Raw genomic sequence first — 19,905 nt, 5'->3', positions numbered from 1 at the left:
ACTAGTCCTGAGGTTCGGTAAATGATGGCTCTGTAGGTTCGGTTACCGCATAGTCGCGCTCCCAGCCTTCATTTTCCAGTTTGATATGTTGAATAGCTACGGCATTTGCATTCGCATCCAGATCGGGCAAGGCCTGGTATTCAGAAACCCAGCACCGGTAAAGTTTATACGCAAGAGCAAGCTGCCCGGCTTCATTGTATAATTCTATGATTATGTCTTTACGAAAATCATTTAATGATACTTCTGCTCCCAACCCTGAACCAAAATTCCAGACTTTATTGGCCCATTTTTCAAATTCCGTATCATGCGTAACTCCACGCTCAAGCGAAACAGCTTCAAATTCAGTACGACCGGGTGATTTACGGCTACTGCTTGGATCACCTCCTTCCCGATATTTTACTACTTCCGTTGTTTTTTTAAGCCCGCCGACCTTACTTACTCCTGCTACATACCTGCCATCCCATTTTACCCGAAATTTAAAATTCTTATAAGGGTCAAATCGCTGGGCATTTACTGTAAACTGTGCCATGAATGTTGATTTTTTAAATTTCAATTTGTCCGGCCATCTGCTGGATCCTGATGATTACAAATTCAGCCGGTTTTAATGGTGCAAAACCTACCAGGATATTGACGATGCCCTGGTTAATATCATTTTGGTTAGTTGTTTCCTTGTCGCATTTGACGAGATAGGCGTCTCTGGGGGTAGTACCCTGAAAGGCACCCTGACGGAAAAGGCCATGCATGAAAGCGCCAATATTCAGCCTTATTTGTGCCCACAATGGTTCATCATTGGGTTCAAATACTACCCACCGGGTTCCCCGGTAAAGGCTTTCTTCTATAAACAATGCAGTACGTCGTACGGCTATATATTTATACTCGTCGGCAAATTCATCAGCGCCCCTTAATGTGCGTGCTCCCCATACAACATTTCCGGCCAGAGGGAATTTGCGGAGGCAGTTGATGCCCAGCGGATTCAACTGGCCGTTTTGATCATCGGAAAGATTTACCTGTAAGCCACTTATTCCATTCAGGGAAGCATCAATACCGGCAGGCGATTTCCAAACGCCTCTTGCGTTATCTGTTCTGGCCATCACGCCGGCTATGATGCCACAGGGAACAAAAGTTTCAAGTTGCCCATCACGATTTGGGTCTGCCTGCAAAACACGGGGAAAGAACAACGCGGCATTTCTGGCCCGGTCACCTGTGAGGTTCAGATCGGTCAACCCTGTGGCCGCATTACTAACAGCTACTGCTGGCGACTGTACATCACCCCATGCAGCAACCGGATCAACAAGAAGCATGGCTCTTCTTTTAACACAGAGGTCCAGTGCGTTACTGTATACGCCATTGTCGGTATCCAGCTCTCTTGTTGGTGGCGGAATACATAAAAGATTGAATGGTTCATTATCCAATGCCCAGAGGCCTGTTTTATGTTGTTCGCTGCCTTTGTATTCATCAGCAGTCACATCAATTCCATCGCTGCCTTCTACGGTTATGTTTATTGGAGAATCAACCATCTTTACCGGGCTTGACGGCGGCGTTTCCGACGATACCACCAACGTTTGTGCAGGCCTTCTTGCCGGAACAGAACCCTTTACCTTTACCAATAATGAACTTTGTTTTAGTACCCGTGTCACAAATCGGGGGTCGTCTTCTGAAATGGACAGGTTTAAAAATTTCTCTGTATTTACAATAATTCCGTTTATTACTTCCTGCACAACCAGATTAAACAAAGTAGCGTCTGCAGGAGCTTTTGTTTTGTGATTGACCGACACCTGTAAATGATTACCCCAACTCCCTTCACTGGCTGCTTCAAGCGTAAGTACATCAGGCGGACTACCTTCAGCAGGCAGATCAATACTTGCTTTGGCAGCGTTCTTTGCAATACGAACGATCACCGCTTTACTGCCTCCGTTCGAATAAAAATCCTTTACAGCATAGCTCATTAAACTTTTAACCCAGAGGCCGCCAAATAATCTTTCAAAATCGGCAAAACTGGTGATGGTAACCGCCTTATCTAATTCACCACGAATGGCAGTTCCGATAAACGCAGTTATGGAAGTAGCTACCCCTGTAATCGTTCGTACGCCACTGGGTATTTCTTCAATATAAACTCCCGGATAGGTTGGTTGAACCGGCATAGTATTAAGTTTTTAAATTGATAAACTTTGTTAACAGTACAATCAAATGGGATTGTACAGCGTGCACAGGTGTAATAACAGAAATTGTATTCTAACCGAGGTAAACCGGATTGTAGGATAATAACTACTTTAGAACAGCAGCGGGCATTAAATATGCTGCCGGTATATCGAATAAGATATTTCTTTGTAACAGTTCTATTCTTACCAACACTTTTTGTTTGCCCTTATAGTTGATCACTTCACAGCAAAAGCCTGTAAAAGGCCCATCTTTGATATTTAATTTTCGGCCTGGTTGAAAATATTCCGATGATATTTCAATATTGTTATCGTCATGGCTTACCAGCATCTGTATTGATTCAATAATAGACTCATTTACTCTTGCTATTGCTTTGCCATTTCTAACATAATATAATACCCCCTCTATCTCAAGGCTGCTGTAATAATTTTCATGACTTTCGATGTTTACAAAAACGTAAGATGGGAAAAGTGGCATGGCAACATACTTTTTTCTGTCTGACCAGGCTCGAAGTCTTTTTACCATGGGGAGATAAGATATGACTTTCAATCCGCTTAATTCATGTACCACTTTTTTTTCATGCCGGGGCTTTGTGTATAATACATACCATCCTGAAGATAATTGATCCATCATCTTTTTGTTTGACGAATTAAATTATTGTTGCAAGAGCGTCAGCTTAAAGTGCGCTATTAGTATAAACTGGATATGAAATTGAAATGACACAGCTATCGCTAATGTAAGTCACACTCTTACATTCAGTATAAGGAAAATATGTGTACAATTAGCCCTGTTACCAACGGCACACGTCTTCTGGTTGCACTTGTTCAACAGTTATAAGTCGGAAAAGCTGTAATAACTCAAGGGGAATACCTGCAAACACGTTACGGCACAGGTTCATAAGACAAACGGAATAAGGTCATTCAAAAGATTGGATGGTAAAATTTTCTAAAGCAAATTCTATGTCGAATATAATATAATTTTAAAAAAACCTGTTATGATGTTTAAAACTTTAGCCTGTCCGCCTACGGTTATAAAATGGATAGGCCCGTTCGTTATATTTATAATTTAGAAAATATGACGGCATTGAACTGGTTTCAATTATATTTAAAAACGCACGTTAAATATATGAATATATTTTGTTCCGCATATGCCACTTAGTGGTAATAATGAATTGGCTGCCGGGTTTGGGGCGACTGCGCATAAATTAATTCCCCGAACGAATGAAAGTGCCTTTGAACTGGTAAGGGGTGGTGCCCGACAAATAGTTATACCATATAGTCAACTTTTTGGCGGTGGGGTCATAATTTCCTCCGCCACCAGTGATCGTGAGTCCTGCTCCCCAACTACTAACCCCAAGCGTGTTATCGGAATTAATGGTTACCGTAACGCCACAGGCCGGCAGGTTGGCTAATGTTTCATTATTGGCAAGGTGGAAAAACCGTACCGTGTTATAATTCACTGCCTTGAAAGTCCGGGACAGGGCCAGGGCTGCCGTATCGGGTGTTCCAGCCGCATTTTTATAATAGCGCCCGGTTTCCTGATAGGTGCCTGAGTAGTTGTTATACAACCTGCACGAAAATAAAAGTACCGAATCTGTTTTTCTGATCGAGATATAATCCGGATCAGACACGGAGGCTATCTTAAATGTAAGCGCATACAGGGAATCGCAATGTAAATTGAATGTTCTGATACTTAGTGGCATTCTTCCATAAGACTCGCCGGTATTCACTGTTACATTATGATCCGGAATGGAATAAAATGAAGCATTCAGCTGTTGATATTTAATATCTGTCGGTTTATATAGATACAGGGCATTGTATTGCGTGATCACATCAGTACCCGCTTCGACCACTTCTATTGAGATGTCCTTGTTGATAAGCCGGCTTCCACCGGTCCCGGCCGAAATAAAAGTGCTTGCCAGCTCTGAAGCGGACGCGCCGTAAGGGAGTTCAACCACCTGAAGCCCTTCATTGTTTGACATATTGGCGCCAACCAGATACACATTTTTTTGGTACTGCTCCACTTCCAACGGGTTTTCCAGTTTGGTACATCCTGTAATGATCAGGGAAATGCCGGCTGCCAAATAGCTTACTTTATTTATGATCTTCATACTTATTCGTTCAATGGGTTTAATGACGATTTACCAACTGGGATTCTGCACCAGCTTGGCGTTTTTGTCGAGTGAATTTTTGGGGATCGGCCAGAAATACATCTTAAAGCTCCAGTTCCTAAGGGTTAATGGTTCATTCAGGGTGATCCTGGTGAAAAACTGCTGTCTGTTGCCAGACGTAGCTGCTACGTTCATTGCGGTAACTGGCTTCGAATACGCGACAGGCGCATCGAGCCATCGACGAAGGTCATGATAACGGCGACCCTCACAGGCAAACTCCACCAGCCTTTCTCTTTTGATCGCCTCTCTTATACTTACCTGGCTGGCCAGTTCCGTACCGCTTAAACCTGGTAGTCCCGCCCTGAAACGCACCCTGTTAAATGCTGCGGCAATTTCTGCAACATTCCGGTTGACTGTAATGCCTGTAGTAGTGTCCGTAAAGGGTGCATCGAGCTCATTTAACGCCTCGGCATAATTCAGTAAAATTTCTGCATACCGGAAGATCGGGAACACCTTGGGCAGCACAGACGCTGTTTGAAGCATATTGTCTGCATAATGATTATACTTTATACAAGTGTATCCCGTATGGTTGTAATCATTGGGATAATTGTTATTCGGTGCCGCTGTTCCATTGGAGTAGTAGGTGATTTCTACATTCTTGGAATTGGCGTTGGTGCCTGTATAGGAGGTACCTTTCCAGAAGGAGTGATTAAAGCCGATCGTAGCATAAAAGCGCGCTTCCCTGTTTGCATACATTTTCGGTGTATTGGCAACCAGTTGCACATCGGCGATATTTTTAACGACTCCAATAGGCTGATAGGCTGTGGCGGCGTCGGGATAAGGATAGTCTGCACTTGAATGATTAATATCATTTCCATCCTTCATTTTGAAAGCATCTACCAGGTCCTGTGTGAGGTTCAGCCCATTGCCTCCGCCCATATGAGAGGGCGTAGACAACCAAAGCGGAGAGTCGCCAGCCACTGCAGCGTTACGGCACCAGATGATCTCAGGGTTACTGGTTGCCGGTATTTCGCCGATAAAAGTGTATTTATAGGAGCGGTAAGGGTCTATGCCACCCGCACCATTCGGATAGGCCGCAGTGGGAACATTGGGCGCCAGCGGATCGGTGTCTGCTGCCTTTGGAAAGGTGTAAAGGTCGTAACGATTGGTCTGCATCACCCTTTTAGCCGCAGCTGCTGCCCGCCCCCATTTATTGTTGTTATAGGTATTGGAAATGAAAAGGTTTCCATCTGCCCGCCGCCAGTTGGCATAAGAAGGATTTCCGTTAAACATTGGACTGGCAGCGACCAACAATACCCGGCTCATAACGGCCAGCGCAGCACCTGAAGTTGGCCGGTATATTTCAGCGAGCGCCTCTTTGGTAGCTGGCAAAAGATTATATGCCTGCTCCATATTGTCGATGATATAATTCACACAATCATCATAAGTACTTCTGTCCTGGGAAAGTGTTTCGGCATCAGAACCAAGGTCCAGTACATCGTCTGGTGGGATGACAGCTGGCCCATATTGCTGCAGCAGATGATACAGGAAATAACCCCTGAAGAAATACATTTCACCCAGGTATTGCCGCTTTGTAACCAGCGACAGGTCTTTGCATTCTTCAATCCTTGCGATCACCGTATTGGCTTTTCTTATACCTCTGTACCAGCTCTCATAATTATTATAATAGGAATTGGCTGTATAGGGAGTGATCTCACCCAGGGGGAATTTTATTGCGGCATGCCGGATATCATTCCACGAGGTGAAATTTTCATCCGATGCGCCCTGAAATGGCGACCAGGCATTGGTCCATAACCTGTCTTCTGCGGGTAAATAAGAAGCGATCCCATTGATGTATTGCAGCAGCTTGCTTTGTGAAGCAAAAACGCTGTCCAGACTTACAAAATCATAGATATAATCGTTCACATCGAGGTACGACTTCTTACAGGAAACTACTCCAGTAATGGCAGCGGCCATAAAAGGGAGAAGAAAAAGGGCTCGCAATGAATAAAGCGTCTTCATTGAGAAATATGTTTAATCTGATTAATTAAAGTTGAGGTAAAGCTGCAGGGTGTATGTCCTTTGTAATGGATAAGCGGCCCCATTCTTTGAAGCCTGTTCGGGGTCCCAAAGCTTCACGTTATCCCAAACCGCCAGGTTGGCCCCCAGTAAACTGAAGGTAGCTGCATTAATGCCGCACTTTCTTAACCAGGCAGATTCCCAGCGGTAATTGATCTCCGCATTCTGAAGTCGCCAAAACGAGGCATCTGACAGCCAGAAGGTCGACGAGCGGTTATTGTTGGGATTATCGCCATAAGTAAGTCGCGGGAACCTGGCATTCGAGTTTTCTGAGATCCCTTTTTCAGCCATAGAGGAAGGGATCCATCGGTTTGCCGGATCTGCTACAATTGATAGTACATTGCCGGTAGACTGGCCTGCGAATGGATAATAACCAGTACCACCAAGGAAATAGCTCACTTTTGACTGGCGGGTGAAGAGCACATTCATTGACCACTTCTTAAAATTGACAACAGCAGCAAACCCCATTACTATCCTGGGTACGTTGGAATAGTTCAATGGAACTACATCGTCGGTATTGATAATACCATCCCCATTCACGTCTTTGTATTTGATGTCTCCAGGCAGGTAGTTGGTCATAAATGTCTGGCGAGGGCTGCTGGCGATATCCGCATCATCTTCAAAAAGCCCTAATGCGATCAGGCCGCGCTGCACTCCATATGGTACTCCTGAATAAGACTGGTAGGGATAATTTATGCCCGTTTGCTCCCAATGCGTTACCTTATTGCGGGAGAAAGTGAAGTTGCTTCTAACTGTTACAAGCAGGTCTTTATTTAGTTGCCTGGTAATCCCCAGTGTTCCATCTGCTCCCCAGCTACGCATTGAGCCAGTATTCAGGTAAGGGCTTTGAGCCGCACCTACTTCTTCGGGAATGGTGACCCGCTGCTGGTAGATGTCTTTTGCTTCTGTTTTGAAGAGGTCGACGATCAGGTCCAATGTATTGTGAAAGAGTTTCATTTCCAGCCCCAGATCATATTTGATAGATGTCTGCCATTTCAGGTTATCGGTACCAACCTTCGATTCTGTTAACGTTAGTCCCCAGCTGTTGGAACCAAGGCTCATGATCGTCTGGTAAGGAAATCTTACCAACAGGTCGCTGCTGTTCACTATTCTGGAGTTGCCTACTTTACCAACTGACCCTCTGATCTTGAAATAATCTAAAAAAGTAAGGTGGTTCATTACCCATTCATACTGGGTGGGCACCCAACCGGCAGATACAGCCGGAAAAAGACCGTATTGTTCACCTGGTTTGAAATTTTCAGAACCTGAATAACCAATATTACCTTCTAAAAGATAAATGTCTTTATAGGAATAGGTGGCACGAGCCGATACGGTTTGCGTTCGTAAAGGAATGATGCTCATATACGGTAACTCATAAGCTGCAACATTGGAGGTGATATCTTCCTGACGGTAATAATGCACAAGGCCCGACACGTTGTGTACATTATTAAACCTGCGCACATAATTCAGTTGGCCTTCCATATACATACTGCGGTTCACCCCTGCTGCCTGAGCATAAACCGGTACGCTGGCAGTTATTGAACGTATAGTTACCAGGCTTCCATCATTGGCGCGGCCGATCTGCCGGTACGCATCAGCGCCAAGCTTGACATGTGTGGCGGTATTGGTGCCCGAATAGGTCCATGAAAACAGTCCGCGTGCAGAAAGACCGGGTGTAATAAACCGGAGATCCTGGTCAAGGCTGAGTTTGGCGTTGATGGTATTAGCATCCGTTTTTCTGAAACCCGTATAATTTAAAAGATAATAAGGCGTAAGGTCAGTGCCACCGGCACCATAAGCCGCCAATTGACCATTAGAATATTTGATCGGTACGGCCACGGGCACAATATTCGCCAGGGAATTCCACAGGTAGCTGTTGTCCGGATTATAGGCAGGCGCTCCCTGCTTCACAATGGCATCATCCATCAGCAGTGACAGCTTTGTTGTACGGGTAAGGTCAACATCTGTATTAGCCCTGAAGGTGAATTTTTTGTAATTGGTGTTAACGTCATATTTATGTTCGGTGTAGTCTTGTTTAAATATGCCTTCTTTGTTCAAATAACCCAGGCTCATATAATAGCGGGCGTTGGTCCCTCCTCCGGAAACATTCAAATTATACTGGTCATACCTCGAATGATCTTTCAGGATCACATCGCGCCAATTCACGTCAGGATACAGGTCGGGATCAAGACCGGATTTGAATAGCTCCAGTTCAACATCCGAGTATACGGGACTTTGACCGCGGGCCTTTCTTGCTTCATTTGCCAGTAATGCATAATTATATGAATCAACATATTCGGGCATTCTGGCCGACCGGGTCAGCGTCGTATTGGCGCGAAAGTTCACTTTCAGTGCACCCGCCTTCCCACGTTTTGTGGTGATGGTAACTACGCCATTGGCGCCACGCACTCCAAATACAGCTGTGGCGGAGGCATCCTTTAAGATCGCAAAGCTTTCAATATCTGAAGGATCAATATTATTCAGGTTTCCCTCTACCCCGTCGATCAGCACCAGTGCAGCGGAGCTTGCACCAAATGTGCTGATGCCCCGCACCCAGAACTCTGAAAAGTCGCTTCCGGGCTCGCCGCTACGGGTTACCGAGATAATTCCAGGGACCCTGCCTCCCAGCATATTACTCACGGAAGTGGCAGGCAATTGTAAGTCCTTCGGATCTACACTGGTCACGGCCCCTGTAGTCGTGATCTTGCGCTGCGCACCTCTGCCCACCACCACTACTTCATCATTGCTGTTGATCTTCTGTTCCAATACCACCTTGATCTTGTCTTTCTGTCCCAGAACAGGAAACTCGTAACTACTGAAATTGATATGTGAAAAGACCAGTACCGCCCCTGCCTCTATGTTCTCCAGGCGGAAATGACCGTCATTGTCTGTATTGGTTCCCTTGCCGGCTATACCTTTTACAGCCACGGAAACAGCAGGGATCTCCTTGCCGTTCACGTCCATCACGGTGCCTGATACGGTAAATGTATGTTGTGCATATAAAGCGGCCGGCAATAAATACAGGCACGACATAAATACCCGGATGCTTATGCTTAATAATATTTTCATGACAATTAGTTTTACTCGATGGCTAATTTTCTTATGGTGACACCCCAGCTTTCACCGAGAAAATAATTATCTCTTTCATCGGCGCTTATGCAATAAGGAAAGCTGAGAGCGGAAGCAAGCGGATCTCCATTACTAAACCCCGATGTGCCAGTTACGCCTGCCACCCGGGATACATAACCGGAATTATGACTGATCTTTCTGACTGTGTGATTATTGGTGTCCATCACCAGAATATTACCCTCACCATCGACGGCTATTCCGGCCGGACTGTTAAACTTTGCCTCCAGTCGGGGGCCGTCAACTGAGCCCTGGCTTGAACCGGAATATAATTGCACATTGGTGCCATCTTTCTGTACCCTGTAAATGGAATGAATGTTTTGTACCGTAAAATAAAAGCAGTCGTCCACGGCGCTATAGGCCAAATAATTATAGTCGGCCGAGCCTGCCGGACCACAGGTTTCGCTTAAGATCTGAACGTTGGCCGGATTGGCAATCTCCAGGCGGCCAAACACGCCGGCCTTATCGCGGAAATAAAGCCACTGCTCTGTATTGTCCAGTGCTGCCGCAACGATCGGTCCGGCAACCACCGATCCGTTCGGCCGATAAATGCCGGCTGCCAGGATCCCCGGTGCCCAAAGGTTTTCCTTTTTGTAGCAAATGACTTTATGCGGGGATGTATTTTGTATGGCGTAGATAGCAGTTCTTGCTCCGTTAATGGCGGGCTGGCCCGCCGCAAATCCCGTTTGAACGGTGTAGATCTTATTGTCATTCATTGAAATGTACCGGACTGCATTGGACAGCATCTCAAAGCTCATAACCTGGTCACTACCCAGCGCTGCCACTCCGAAGGTTCGCTGTATCCGGCCATCAGCAAGTGATCCGTCGATAGAGCCCGCAACACCAGTGAGACCTACGATATTGGAAATGCTTTGAGAAACCGTATAGAAGATGGTCTTGGTGGCTGTTGCAGAGTCGTTCTCTATTTTAACCATTATTTTATTGACCCCATTATTCTGTTTGGGTGCAAGGCAATAAATGGTTTCATTATCCAGACCGACTATCGTTGCTTTACGCGGTTTCTCATCATCAACGAAATATACCCTGACCAGTGATTTGTCATTACCAAAGTTTGAGCCCTTGATCACCACTTTCGTACGGATCACCATGCTGTCGGGCAAAACGTTTTCTATTGTAATGGGAGCATCAGGGTGGTAAGCTTCCGAGATCTTTGCCGTCCCCTCCTCTTTTTTACAGGAAATAAATATCATTACTGATAAAAGTGTCACTAGCACCCTTAAAGGATGGTGTAGCTTTTTTTTCATATAGCTCATTATTGTTATGTTGTATGGATAGTATGTGGGATGGTAGAAGCAAAAGAGATCCCTGCCGCTTGAGTAAGCAGCCCTATCCGGGAAGAAAATGGTACAGTCGAGTATTACCTATACGAAAGCTAGATGTAAGTGAATGGGAAGTGTATAATTATTTTCATAATGGCAATTGTTTTGGTTTAAAAATGTTAGTTCAACAATCTTGCAATCGTTATTTGTCGCTTCTGTAAAAATATAGGTTGTGATTATCTGAAACAGGGTGTAAGCCGGAAAAAACAGGGGTTAATTCGTATCAGTCCTTAAAGGACCATCGCATAAAAGAGGGATTTACGCTTGAAGAACGATTGTTAAAGTGTCAAATATACATTATAAATTTAGCATACGCGTTAGTGTGGCCATTAAGTAGCTGAGATGTGATCCATATAAAAGGCTGTGGATGGTGGCCTTTGGACCATAACCTGTTGATAAATAAATTAAATGATCCGGTTCTTGATATTTTCAAATTCCGGATCCCTGTCCCTTTTTTCCTTTACGGTTGATTTTCCAAAATTATAATTAAGAATAAATGCCACACTGCGGGTGTCGTTATAATAATGTTGTTTTAATAACAGCTCTCCAGTTTCTACCCGGTAATTGTCTTTATTGGTTTTTAGCAGGTCTGTTGCGGAAAGGGTAAAACTGAACGCTCCTGCTGATTTTTTTAGCCTCAATTCAGTGTCGAGCCGGTTACCTACTCTGGTATTCACAATGGTAGCGGGGAAGGAATTATTGGCTATCAGATTACAGCTTAGCCGCTGCTTTTTTGAAAGCGTAAATGTTTGATTGGTTGAAAGGCTTACATAAAGTGACTGGTTGTCGATAGCGATGTTGTTGCCATACTCCCCTTTTGACTCAACATACCCCGTTAACATAGTGGCTGACAATTGCCACCATTTTTTCAGTTGATTATAGTATATAGCCGCTGCTGAATAACTGTATTTGTTACCATAATTTGTTTTTTTATTTACCACCACGCCGGTTGAATCTTCAAATGGCAGCGGGTAAATTTCGTTAATGGTTTGGCTTGCTGCCAGTTGAAAGATAATGTTACCCTTGCCGGCATTCGTTGAATGACTAAGCTCTTCCCGGTAATAGGTAGAAGGCAATAAAAAAGGATTGCCTTCAAAATATGCTTTGTTGGTGGTATAGGTCCTAAAGGGGTTTACATCCCAATAGCCCGGTCTGGTTATCCGGCTTGATACCGCCAGTGTATATGTTTTTTTTCCGGAGGTTGAATATTTCAGATAACCGGTTGGAAAAAGATTTAGATAATTCCGGTTTACCACCCTTTCTCCTTCAAGGTATCCTTTGGCAATGGTGTTTTCCAGGCGGGTCCCCAGCTGGAACGACCAGGTGGTATTTATTTTTTGGTTCAGTTGAATATAAGCTGCATGTATATTTTCATTGTAGGCAAATAAATTGCTTCGCGAAATGTCTTTTGTCCAGGAGTTGCCCATTTGGTTTTCAAAAAGAAGATCGTTGTCGATCTGTGAAAAAGAAGACCTGAGACCGAAATCAAGGTAGCTATTGGAAGAGAGGGGCCAGTGGAGATCGGCTTTGAATGATTGGTTTTTTACCTGTTGTGGCGCGGAGCTTCTAAAATGATCACTTATATACAAAGGATCATAGGTGGCAGCATCCAAGGCAGTTGTTTTGCTGGTTGAGGTGTTTTCAGACGTATAATCAAGTACATCAAGATCGATATCTAACTTTTTCCCTTTTGCATCAAGCAAGCCTTCATAATTCAGGTTCAGCGAATAGGTGTAAGCATTTAATTTATCCCTGTTCTCTGAATAACTGATGGAGTCTGTGCCTGCAAAATGGTCCTGGCTGCCAGCATCCCTGTTCTTTCTGTCATGATTCCCTGAATAGTCTAAGATTAGGCCAAAAATATGGTCCTTGTTAAACTGATAATCAATACCCAGATTGGCGCCGGCCGACATAGAACTGTTTAAACTGGAAGAACTGATCTTTCTGCTTAACGGGATGTCATAGCGAGGTTGCAGAAAAGATATTGTATGATCAGCAGTAGGTTTTCTTCTTCTGTTTACCAGGTAACAATTTGAATAAATATCCCAATTGCCGGTTCGGTTGTTCAGAAAGGCACTTACGCTTTGTGAATTGGTAGCGGTTTGTCTGTCGGTGAAAGTTGTATTCCCTTCGAACCCTTCTTCTTTTTTCTTTTTGGTAATGATGTTCAGAATACCGCCCCCACCTTCGGCATCGTATTTACTGGAAGGTGTAGTGATCACTTCAATGGCCTCCAGGTTATCAGCCGGCATACTACTTAAATATGATTTCAAGGCAGCACCTGTCAATACTTTCTTTTTATTATTGAGATAAACCGCTACGCCGGAAGTTCCACTGATCTGTATGGAACCATCAGATGAAGTGGTTACCAGAGGCGTTTTTTCAATAACATCCCAAATATTATTTCCTACAACCAGTTCAGCGCCTTTTACATTGAAACGCAATCGGTCTATTTCCATTTGTATCAGCGGTTTTTTTCCGGTAACTTCTACCTGTTGCAACATTTTTTCAAAAATCAATTGCAGGTTGATGGTAGTGTCTGTAAAAAGGTGCACCGGTATAATGGAGTCCCTGTAGGAACGATGACTGATCAACAAATGATAATCACCCTTTTTAATGTTTGGGATCCGGTAATGCCCGGTGCTGTCGCTTATGGTGGTGCTGATGAGCGCATTGCCCTGCCGAATGCCAACAACCACATAGGGAAGAATTTGCCTGCTTACAGTAGTTATATTGCCGGTGATGGTTAGCTGCGCGGTAGTGAATTGGTACAGTATTGTTAGCGATAGTGTTACAAACAGCGTACGTATTGACATATGAATAAAAATAGTCAGATCAGTTAAGACTATTGTTGTAACAATATTATTTAATTCATTTACATAGCACACCTTTTTTTGATAAGCGTGTTATTTAACCCAAAAGCTGGTTGAATCAGGTTATAAGCGTGTTATAATATGGAAATCATAAAAAAGGCCATCCCGATGAATCGGGACGGCCTCCTCAAAACTAACTTACATTCTTATCTGGGTTTTACATAAATACAGGTATCATAAAAAATACGGGGTTTAGACGCATTATAGGAATAGCTGATGTAAAATGTTTTGGTGGCGGGATCATACCGGTTTTTATACGTAGGATCGCTCACCGAAGGCGCCATGCCGCCAGCGTTCATATTGGTCACTGTTACGGAATTATCTGCATTTACTGTAAATACGGGGTAAGAAGCCAGGGCGCTTAAAGCTCCGGTAGAGAGATTGAAAACAGGCTGTGATTCTATCTGCACAGATGCTGACCCCGTTGTAGTAAACTCTACCTCAGGGTCAACGAATGGTCCCGTATAACTTGCATTTTCTGAATGCGTTGCCTTACCTTTTACTTTGTAAATCCCATCATACTTGTTTCTGCCCCCAAACGAAAAGATAGCGCTGCCAAAGTTGTTGCTGATCGTTCCTGTTGAGGCTGAAGTGATCTTTAATGGTACCGCATAACTTTTATTAAAATCAAAATCGCTGTTAACGGTTACCGTCATCTCAACCTGTGCGAGCCGGGTGCCTTTTTTTATTACAGCCGACATCGGCAATTTAAATATGGAGGTGGGTGGAACAATATAATCTGTACCATCAGTATTGTTGTATAACGATAAGGCTGCGGTATCAAAGGCCAGGTTTACGGAAATGTCCTGCGAAGCACTTTCAGCTCCTGAGTAACCAACGTTTATTTTTACAGTAACAGCCTGGTTTAAAGTAACGGTTCCCAGATCAAAATAAAATCTGGGATATTTTGATGCAGCTGTAGCCAGGTTGTCACCGCTATTGGCAAATTCTACCACATTCTTTGGATCTGAATCCGGATCTATATTCATCGAATCCTTTTTTAAACAGGACATCAGCCCCACCAGCAGTGCAAAGAAGAACAATATATTTATTTGTACTTTTTTCATAATTGCATTTTTATTTAATGTACTATAACGCCCAGAAAATTAATGAGGAAAACACCCCTATGTTCTTAGGCACATTGGAAGAGTTGTAAGCGCCTTCTGATGCGGGGTATAAGATCCTGGTGGGTAAATGGTCGGGTCTGGTTGATTCCGAAACGGAAGAGGCAAAGGTCTCTTCACCGTCTGCACCGGCTGTGTTTACCAGCACCGGATAATGTGTACGGCGGTATTCATTCCAGGCTTCCTCACTATTGACCATATTCAACGCGATGTACTTTTGCGTGATAATAGCTTCCAATTTCTCTTTGGGGTCCGCGGTTAAGCTAATGTCGGTAAGGTAGGCCTTGGTGGCATTAGTGGCATTGGCGGCAATGTACGCGTTAGCATCGTTAACGGGGGTTCCTACTATTTTACCGTCTGGTTTTGTATAGAGGTAGGTAAAAGAAGCGGTGATGCCATCGGTAAATAATTTTGCTGCATTGCCTCCGGTCAGGATGCCTTTTAATACTGCTTCCGACTGCATGAAATAGCTTTCGGCGGCAGTGATCAGCGGCATGCCCGCACCTGGCCCTTTTAATGCGCCGGTTGTATCACTACCGGTAGTTCCACCTCTTAAAACAGCCGGGTACCAGAAAGAACCCTCGGGGCTTGAAGCGATGCTGTTATTTTCAACGCCCAGGCGGTTGGTAGGCGTTTTGGGGAACTGGTAATAAGAAGCGGCTCCCCTATAGGGATCATCCAGTTTGGTACCATCGTAAAACGTAAGGGCAAATGTGGAAGGCATCCAGGCTTTGTTGCCCGCAGCGCCGGTGTTTGAAAATGCCCAGGTGCTCCATTTAGGGTTCTGCCGGCCATTATCGCGCACGTAGCCAGGATTTATTAACGCATCACTGGTCAGAAATCCATCGCTGCTAAAGCTTGTATTGGCAAAAGTTACTTTGCCGCTGCTGTGTAAGATCAACCGTAGTTTGATGGTATTGGCCAGTTGCTTCCAAAGACCTACATCTCCTTTGAATAATACATCATAGGCGCTCAGCGATTTAATTCCTATTATACTACTGCCCGAATTGATGACGCTGATGGCGGTATCGAGCTGACTGGCGAGGTCTTTATAAATGACCTTTGCATCCGTGTACGTCGGTGAAAGTTTCGAAATACCACGTAAGGCATCTCCATAAGGAACATCATTATAAGCATCTACCAGCAGCTGGTAATTGACCGCTTTCATAATTCTGGCTACTGCACTATAATAGGTATAAGTGGGGTCCAGGGCTGCTTTATCCATGATGATCTGGTAATCTTCCAGGTTGTCATAAATGCCGCTCCAGAGGCCTGTCCAGTTAGTGGTAGTAAAGTTATAAGTGATAGCCACGCCAAAGCCACCATACCCACCTGCATTGGACATGTAACCGCCCAGCTGTGCACCATAAGTATTAAATGCATTCAAATTGGCAGCGGTTGCGGTTAGTGCCTGTGGTAAAATGTTTTCAGGAGAAGCGGCCGTAGCGCTATTCGGATTGGTATTTATATCGAAATATTTTTTACAGGAGGTTGCACCCAGCATTGTCAATCCCATAAAAAGTATTGCATGTAATTTTTTCATGTGTGCTGATTTAAAATTTTACGGTAATGGTTCCGCCATAGTAACGTGATGGTGGCGCCTGATCGATACTGTTCAAACCGATACCATTGTTATCGGTGCCGCCGGCGCTGAATTCAGGGTCTGTATAGTAGTTGTCTTTTGTCAGCCACATTAATAAATTGCGGCCCTGGGCGCTGATGGTAACGCCTTTGATGTATTTTGTTTTAGTTAAAAGAGAGGTCGGAAGATCGTATGCCAGTGCCACTTCTCTTAATTTCCAGAAGTTGCCCGATGTAATATAGTTGGAAGTAACATCGCGGTTTATACCATCAGTCCAGAACCCGTTATTACCATTTCCGTTCTTAACAGTGATGCTGGTGTTTGGCGTATACTTGCCAGGGTTGGTTGGGTCAACAATAACTGAATTGGGGAAAACAAATCGCTCGCGATTGTAAACACCAGTACGATAGCCAGTGCCTGACCAGTCGAGCTCGGTGCCAATGCCATTAAACACTTTGTAACCACCCCGGTGCTCAAACAGGAAGGAGAACCGGAAATTCTTAAACCGGAGAGAACCATCGAAACCGACGCGGTGTTTCGCCTGTCCATTTCCTAAAATGGAGATGGTGTCTGATTTCGTGGGCAAACCGGTAATGCCATCAACGATCACATGTCCCTGTTGATCGCGGTTGTAATCAAATCCCATAATTACCGGGAAGGCCTGGCCTGCTATGGCGTAGGAGTTGGCCGTACCGCTTGATGACAGCGAAAGTTTTGGCAGATCGGCGCTGATAAAATTCACATTATTATCTACGTAGGTGTAATTACCCCCTACTGTTACTTCAAAATTCTTGGTCCTGTATGGCGTTACATGTGCGGTAACTTCAAGACCACGGCTTTGGGTTTGACCGGTATTGGTTAACAGACTGGTGAAACCGGTAGCATTCGAAATGCTGGTGGTCACAGTTTGATCATCTGTTTTTGTATCATACCAGGTTACGGTAGACTGAAAACGGTCATTGAACATGTTGAGGTCAAAACCTATTTCATATCCTTTGGTAATTTCTGGTTTCAGGTTGTTTGAAACCAAACTATTGCCTGCAGTAAAACCAGGCAATGCGCCATAAGGAAAACCACTTGCCTGATAATAGGTAGGTAGCAAACTGTAGGCACCAAAGGTAAAACTATTACCCAGGTTCACCTGCCCTACCTTCGACCAACCGGCCCTGAGCTTCAGATAAGTGACCGGTGTTTTTTCCATCAATAATGGAATAGCGTCGGTAGCTATAAATGACAAGTCAACGGAGGGATAGAAAAATGAACGGTTTTCCGGTGCTAAGATCGATACCCAGTCCTTGCGGCCTGTAGCATGCAGGAACAGGTAATCCTTGAAGCCTATCCGAAAATCGCCATAGGTGCCGATCTGCCGGGCCTTAAAACTGGATTCACCTACGCTGGGTGTTCCCACGCCATTGCTTACATTGAATAAACCGGGCACAGCCAGGGCATTCGCTGATACTGAAACAGTTTTGGATTGGTCCTGACGCCATTGGGCGCCTGCAATTAATTTGAAATCGAATACGCCCTTCTTTTTGTTGTATTGGGCAAAGGCATCAGTCAATAATTCGGTTGTATAAGCACTATAGTCACCAACAGAAGCCGGGATGTCGGTCTTTGAACTTGCATCCGTATGTTTTGCAAAGTCAGTATAATTAAATGCACCTACGGTATTTTTGCCTGAGTAGTTCTTTGTTACCACACCCTGACGGGCTGTAAGATCAAGACCGGTGACAGGGGTAAACCTTACTTCTACGTTAGCAGTGAAGTAATCGTTCCTGGTGGTTTGCCGGTAGTTGTCTGCCGTAAAATAAGGGTTTTGGTACCAGGGATTGTAAAAGCCATTGGGATTGGCAAATTTATTAGTCCTCCAGTCTTTATATTTAGTAATATCTACGTTTGAGGGCATATTAAGCAGATTGACATACATATTTCCGGTACTGGAAGTGATATCGTACCGGTTTTGTATATAGGCTGCGCTATAGGTTGTTGCAATCGAATTTCCCAAACGGCGGGTACCATTGACACGAACAGATGATTTGTTGAATTTATCACCAGGTGTGGTACCTTTTGTAGTGGCATATTGACCAGACAGGAAGAGAGTAGATTTTTCATCTCCATTTTGCAGGGAGAAATCACTTTGGTTGGTTATGCCCGTTTGCCAGAACTTTAAATGGCCAGGGTTATAGGCATAAATGGACGAGTCCTGCGAACCATCTTCCAGGGCAGGCCCCAATGGTTTTTTAGAGCCGTCGAATTCTGGCCCATATGACTGGTTCTCCAGGTAAGAAAATAAAGGTTTTCCGTCTGCATCGGAACCATAAGCTGTACCTCCAGGGCCATATTTCTTCTGCAGTTTCGGAAAATAAGACAGGGTTTGAAGCATCGTGGTATTTGAAAAGGTAACTTCAGTTACCCCTTTCTTTCCTTTTTTAGTTGTAATTACAACCGCGCCATTGGAAGCCTGTGAACCATACAGGGCCGCTGCACCGGCGCCATTTAATACCACCAGCTCTTCCACATCTTCAGGATTCAGGTTGGCTAATATATCGTTAGGCACGATCACATTATCCAATACCACCAGGGCCTGGTTGTTACCGGTGAGTGATCGTTGTCCGCGTAGCGTAAGGCGGAAACTGGGGTTTACGCCGCCCGATGTTCCGCTGATCTGCAAACCGGCCACTTTACCCTGCAGGCCGCCAGCAATACTGTTCGATTTACCGGCTAGCAGCTGCTCGGACTTAATGACCGTATTAGCCGTACCAAGTTCTTTTCTTTTTGATTTAATACCGCCCGCGGTTACAATTACTTCATTCATCAGGTTTTCGGCATTCTCCAATGTTATGATCATGGAGGTGGCCGCCTTGATGGTAAATGTTTTGTAGGAAACAGCAGATACGGTAAGGGTTGTACCGGGACCAACTTTCAAAGAAAAGTTCCCATCATTATCTGCTACTGTAGCCGATTTGGTACCCTTAATTAGAATGGATGCATTGGGGACTGGTGCGCCGCTTTTGTCAACGACTCTGCCCGAAATAGTTGGAGTTTGGGCAGATACACTAACTGCAATGCCTACCAGCACTGCAAGCAGTGGTAGTAATTTTCTCATGTGTGTGTTAATTTTTGGTTTTAGTATTTAACCGATAAGGAATATGCAGTTACTTCGTTTAAATACTGAATTAACTGTAAGTTATCATGTTAGCGCATAATTCATGATAAATATGGACTATTAAATATTAACCAGTTTTAAACAAAAATTAACCTGTTAGTGATGGTTATAGGAATTCACAAATTGCAAATAATCATTAAGTTATGTTTTAAAAATGCAAATATGTAAAATACTTAATATGTCAAAAGATGTCTTAGGCACCATTTTGTCGCAAAAACTCTTTAGCAGAAGCTGATATTGAAAAATAATTAATGCAATTATTGGGTTCGGGTGAAAGGGAACAATGGGGCGAAATGGCATTTCTAATAGCTGTTATTAAAATAGCTATCTCATATCTCAATATTCTAC

Annotated in this window: 11 protein-coding genes; all 11 read right to left on the bottom strand. The window is 44.2% G+C overall.

Going from position 1 to position 19,905, the window contains the following annotated elements:
- Nucleotide 1: 1 nt before the first annotated feature.
- Complete coding sequence (locus tag J7I42_RS34725) at nt 2-529, bottom strand: phage tail protein (RefSeq protein ID WP_209145106.1); 528 nt, start codon at nt 527-529, stop codon at nt 2-4.
- A 13-nt stretch (nt 530-542) separates the two neighbouring features.
- Nucleotides 543-2,141 carry a phage tail sheath family protein gene (locus J7I42_RS34720; protein ID WP_209145104.1) on the bottom strand — a complete coding sequence of 533 codons (1,599 nt, stop codon included), beginning with the start codon at nt 2,139-2,141 and terminating at the stop codon, nt 543-545.
- A 124-nt stretch (nt 2,142-2,265) separates the two neighbouring features.
- Entirely contained in the window at nt 2,266-2,790 is a 525-nt protein-coding gene (locus J7I42_RS34715) for a UpxY family transcription antiterminator (RefSeq protein WP_209145102.1), read from the bottom strand.
- A 571-nt stretch (nt 2,791-3,361) separates the two neighbouring features.
- Complete coding sequence (locus J7I42_RS34710; protein ID WP_209145100.1) at nt 3,362-4,267, bottom strand: BT_3044 domain-containing protein; 906 nt, start codon at nt 4,265-4,267, stop codon at nt 3,362-3,364.
- A gap of 30 nt (nt 4,268-4,297) precedes the next feature.
- Nucleotides 4,298-6,289: a RagB/SusD family nutrient uptake outer membrane protein gene (locus tag J7I42_RS34705; protein ID WP_209145098.1), complete on the bottom strand. Its 1,992-nt coding sequence runs from the start codon at nt 6,287-6,289 to the stop codon at nt 4,298-4,300.
- A 21-nt stretch (nt 6,290-6,310) separates the two neighbouring features.
- Complete coding sequence (locus J7I42_RS34700; protein ID WP_209145096.1) at nt 6,311-9,415, bottom strand: SusC/RagA family TonB-linked outer membrane protein; 3,105 nt, start codon at nt 9,413-9,415, stop codon at nt 6,311-6,313.
- A gap of 11 nt (nt 9,416-9,426) precedes the next feature.
- Nucleotides 9,427-10,737 carry an IPT/TIG domain-containing protein gene (locus J7I42_RS34695; RefSeq protein WP_209145094.1) on the bottom strand — a complete coding sequence of 437 codons (1,311 nt, stop codon included), beginning with the start codon at nt 10,735-10,737 and terminating at the stop codon, nt 9,427-9,429.
- 479 nt (nt 10,738-11,216) lie between these two features.
- On the bottom strand, nt 11,217-13,628 hold the full coding sequence (locus tag J7I42_RS34690; protein WP_209145092.1) for an outer membrane beta-barrel family protein: 2,412 nt from the start codon (nt 13,626-13,628) through the stop codon (nt 11,217-11,219).
- 203 nt (nt 13,629-13,831) lie between these two features.
- On the bottom strand, nt 13,832-14,752 hold the full coding sequence (locus tag J7I42_RS34685) for a DUF1735 domain-containing protein (RefSeq protein ID WP_209145090.1): 921 nt from the start codon (nt 14,750-14,752) through the stop codon (nt 13,832-13,834).
- 22 nt (nt 14,753-14,774) lie between these two features.
- Nucleotides 14,775-16,352 carry a SusD/RagB family nutrient-binding outer membrane lipoprotein gene (locus J7I42_RS34680; RefSeq protein WP_209145088.1) on the bottom strand — a complete coding sequence of 526 codons (1,578 nt, stop codon included), beginning with the start codon at nt 16,350-16,352 and terminating at the stop codon, nt 14,775-14,777.
- 10 nt (nt 16,353-16,362) lie between these two features.
- The gene (locus tag J7I42_RS34675) at nt 16,363-19,497 is read right to left on the bottom strand and encodes a SusC/RagA family TonB-linked outer membrane protein (RefSeq protein WP_209145086.1); all 3,135 of its coding nucleotides are present in this window, start codon (nt 19,495-19,497) and stop codon (nt 16,363-16,365) included.
- Nucleotides 19,498-19,905 lie beyond the last annotated feature (408 nt).

The sequence above is a fragment of the Niastella soli genome (genome assembly GCF_017742245.1).
Classification (GTDB): domain Bacteria; phylum Bacteroidota; class Bacteroidia; order Chitinophagales; family Chitinophagaceae; genus Niastella; species Niastella soli.
This window is presented reverse-complemented; position numbering and strand designations above follow the sequence as displayed.

Coding starts and splice junctions, on each gene's coding strand:
- J7I42_RS34680 (WP_209145088.1), bottom strand. CDS start 16,352: ATGAAAAAATTACATGCAATACTTTTTATGGGATTGACAATGCTGGGT.
- J7I42_RS34685 (WP_209145090.1), bottom strand. CDS start 14,752: ATGAAAAAAGTACAAATAAATATATTGTTCTTCTTTGCACTGCTGGTG.
- J7I42_RS34690 (WP_209145092.1), bottom strand. CDS start 13,628: ATGTCAATACGTACGCTGTTTGTAACACTATCGCTAACAATACTGTAC.
- J7I42_RS34705 (WP_209145098.1), bottom strand. CDS start 6,289: ATGAAGACGCTTTATTCATTGCGAGCCCTTTTTCTTCTCCCTTTTATG.
- J7I42_RS34715 (WP_209145102.1), bottom strand. CDS start 2,790: ATGATGGATCAATTATCTTCAGGATGGTATGTATTATACACAAAGCCC.
- J7I42_RS34700 (WP_209145096.1), bottom strand. CDS start 9,415: ATGAAAATATTATTAAGCATAAGCATCCGGGTATTTATGTCGTGCCTG.
- J7I42_RS34720 (WP_209145104.1), bottom strand. CDS start 2,141: ATGCCGGTTCAACCAACCTATCCGGGAGTTTATATTGAAGAAATACCC.
- J7I42_RS34675 (WP_209145086.1), bottom strand. CDS start 19,497: ATGAGAAAATTACTACCACTGCTTGCAGTGCTGGTAGGCATTGCAGTT.
- J7I42_RS34725 (WP_209145106.1), bottom strand. CDS start 529: ATGGCACAGTTTACAGTAAATGCCCAGCGATTTGACCCTTATAAGAAT.
- J7I42_RS34710 (WP_209145100.1), bottom strand. CDS start 4,267: ATGAAGATCATAAATAAAGTAAGCTATTTGGCAGCCGGCATTTCCCTG.
- J7I42_RS34695 (WP_209145094.1), bottom strand. CDS start 10,737: ATGAAAAAAAAGCTACACCATCCTTTAAGGGTGCTAGTGACACTTTTA.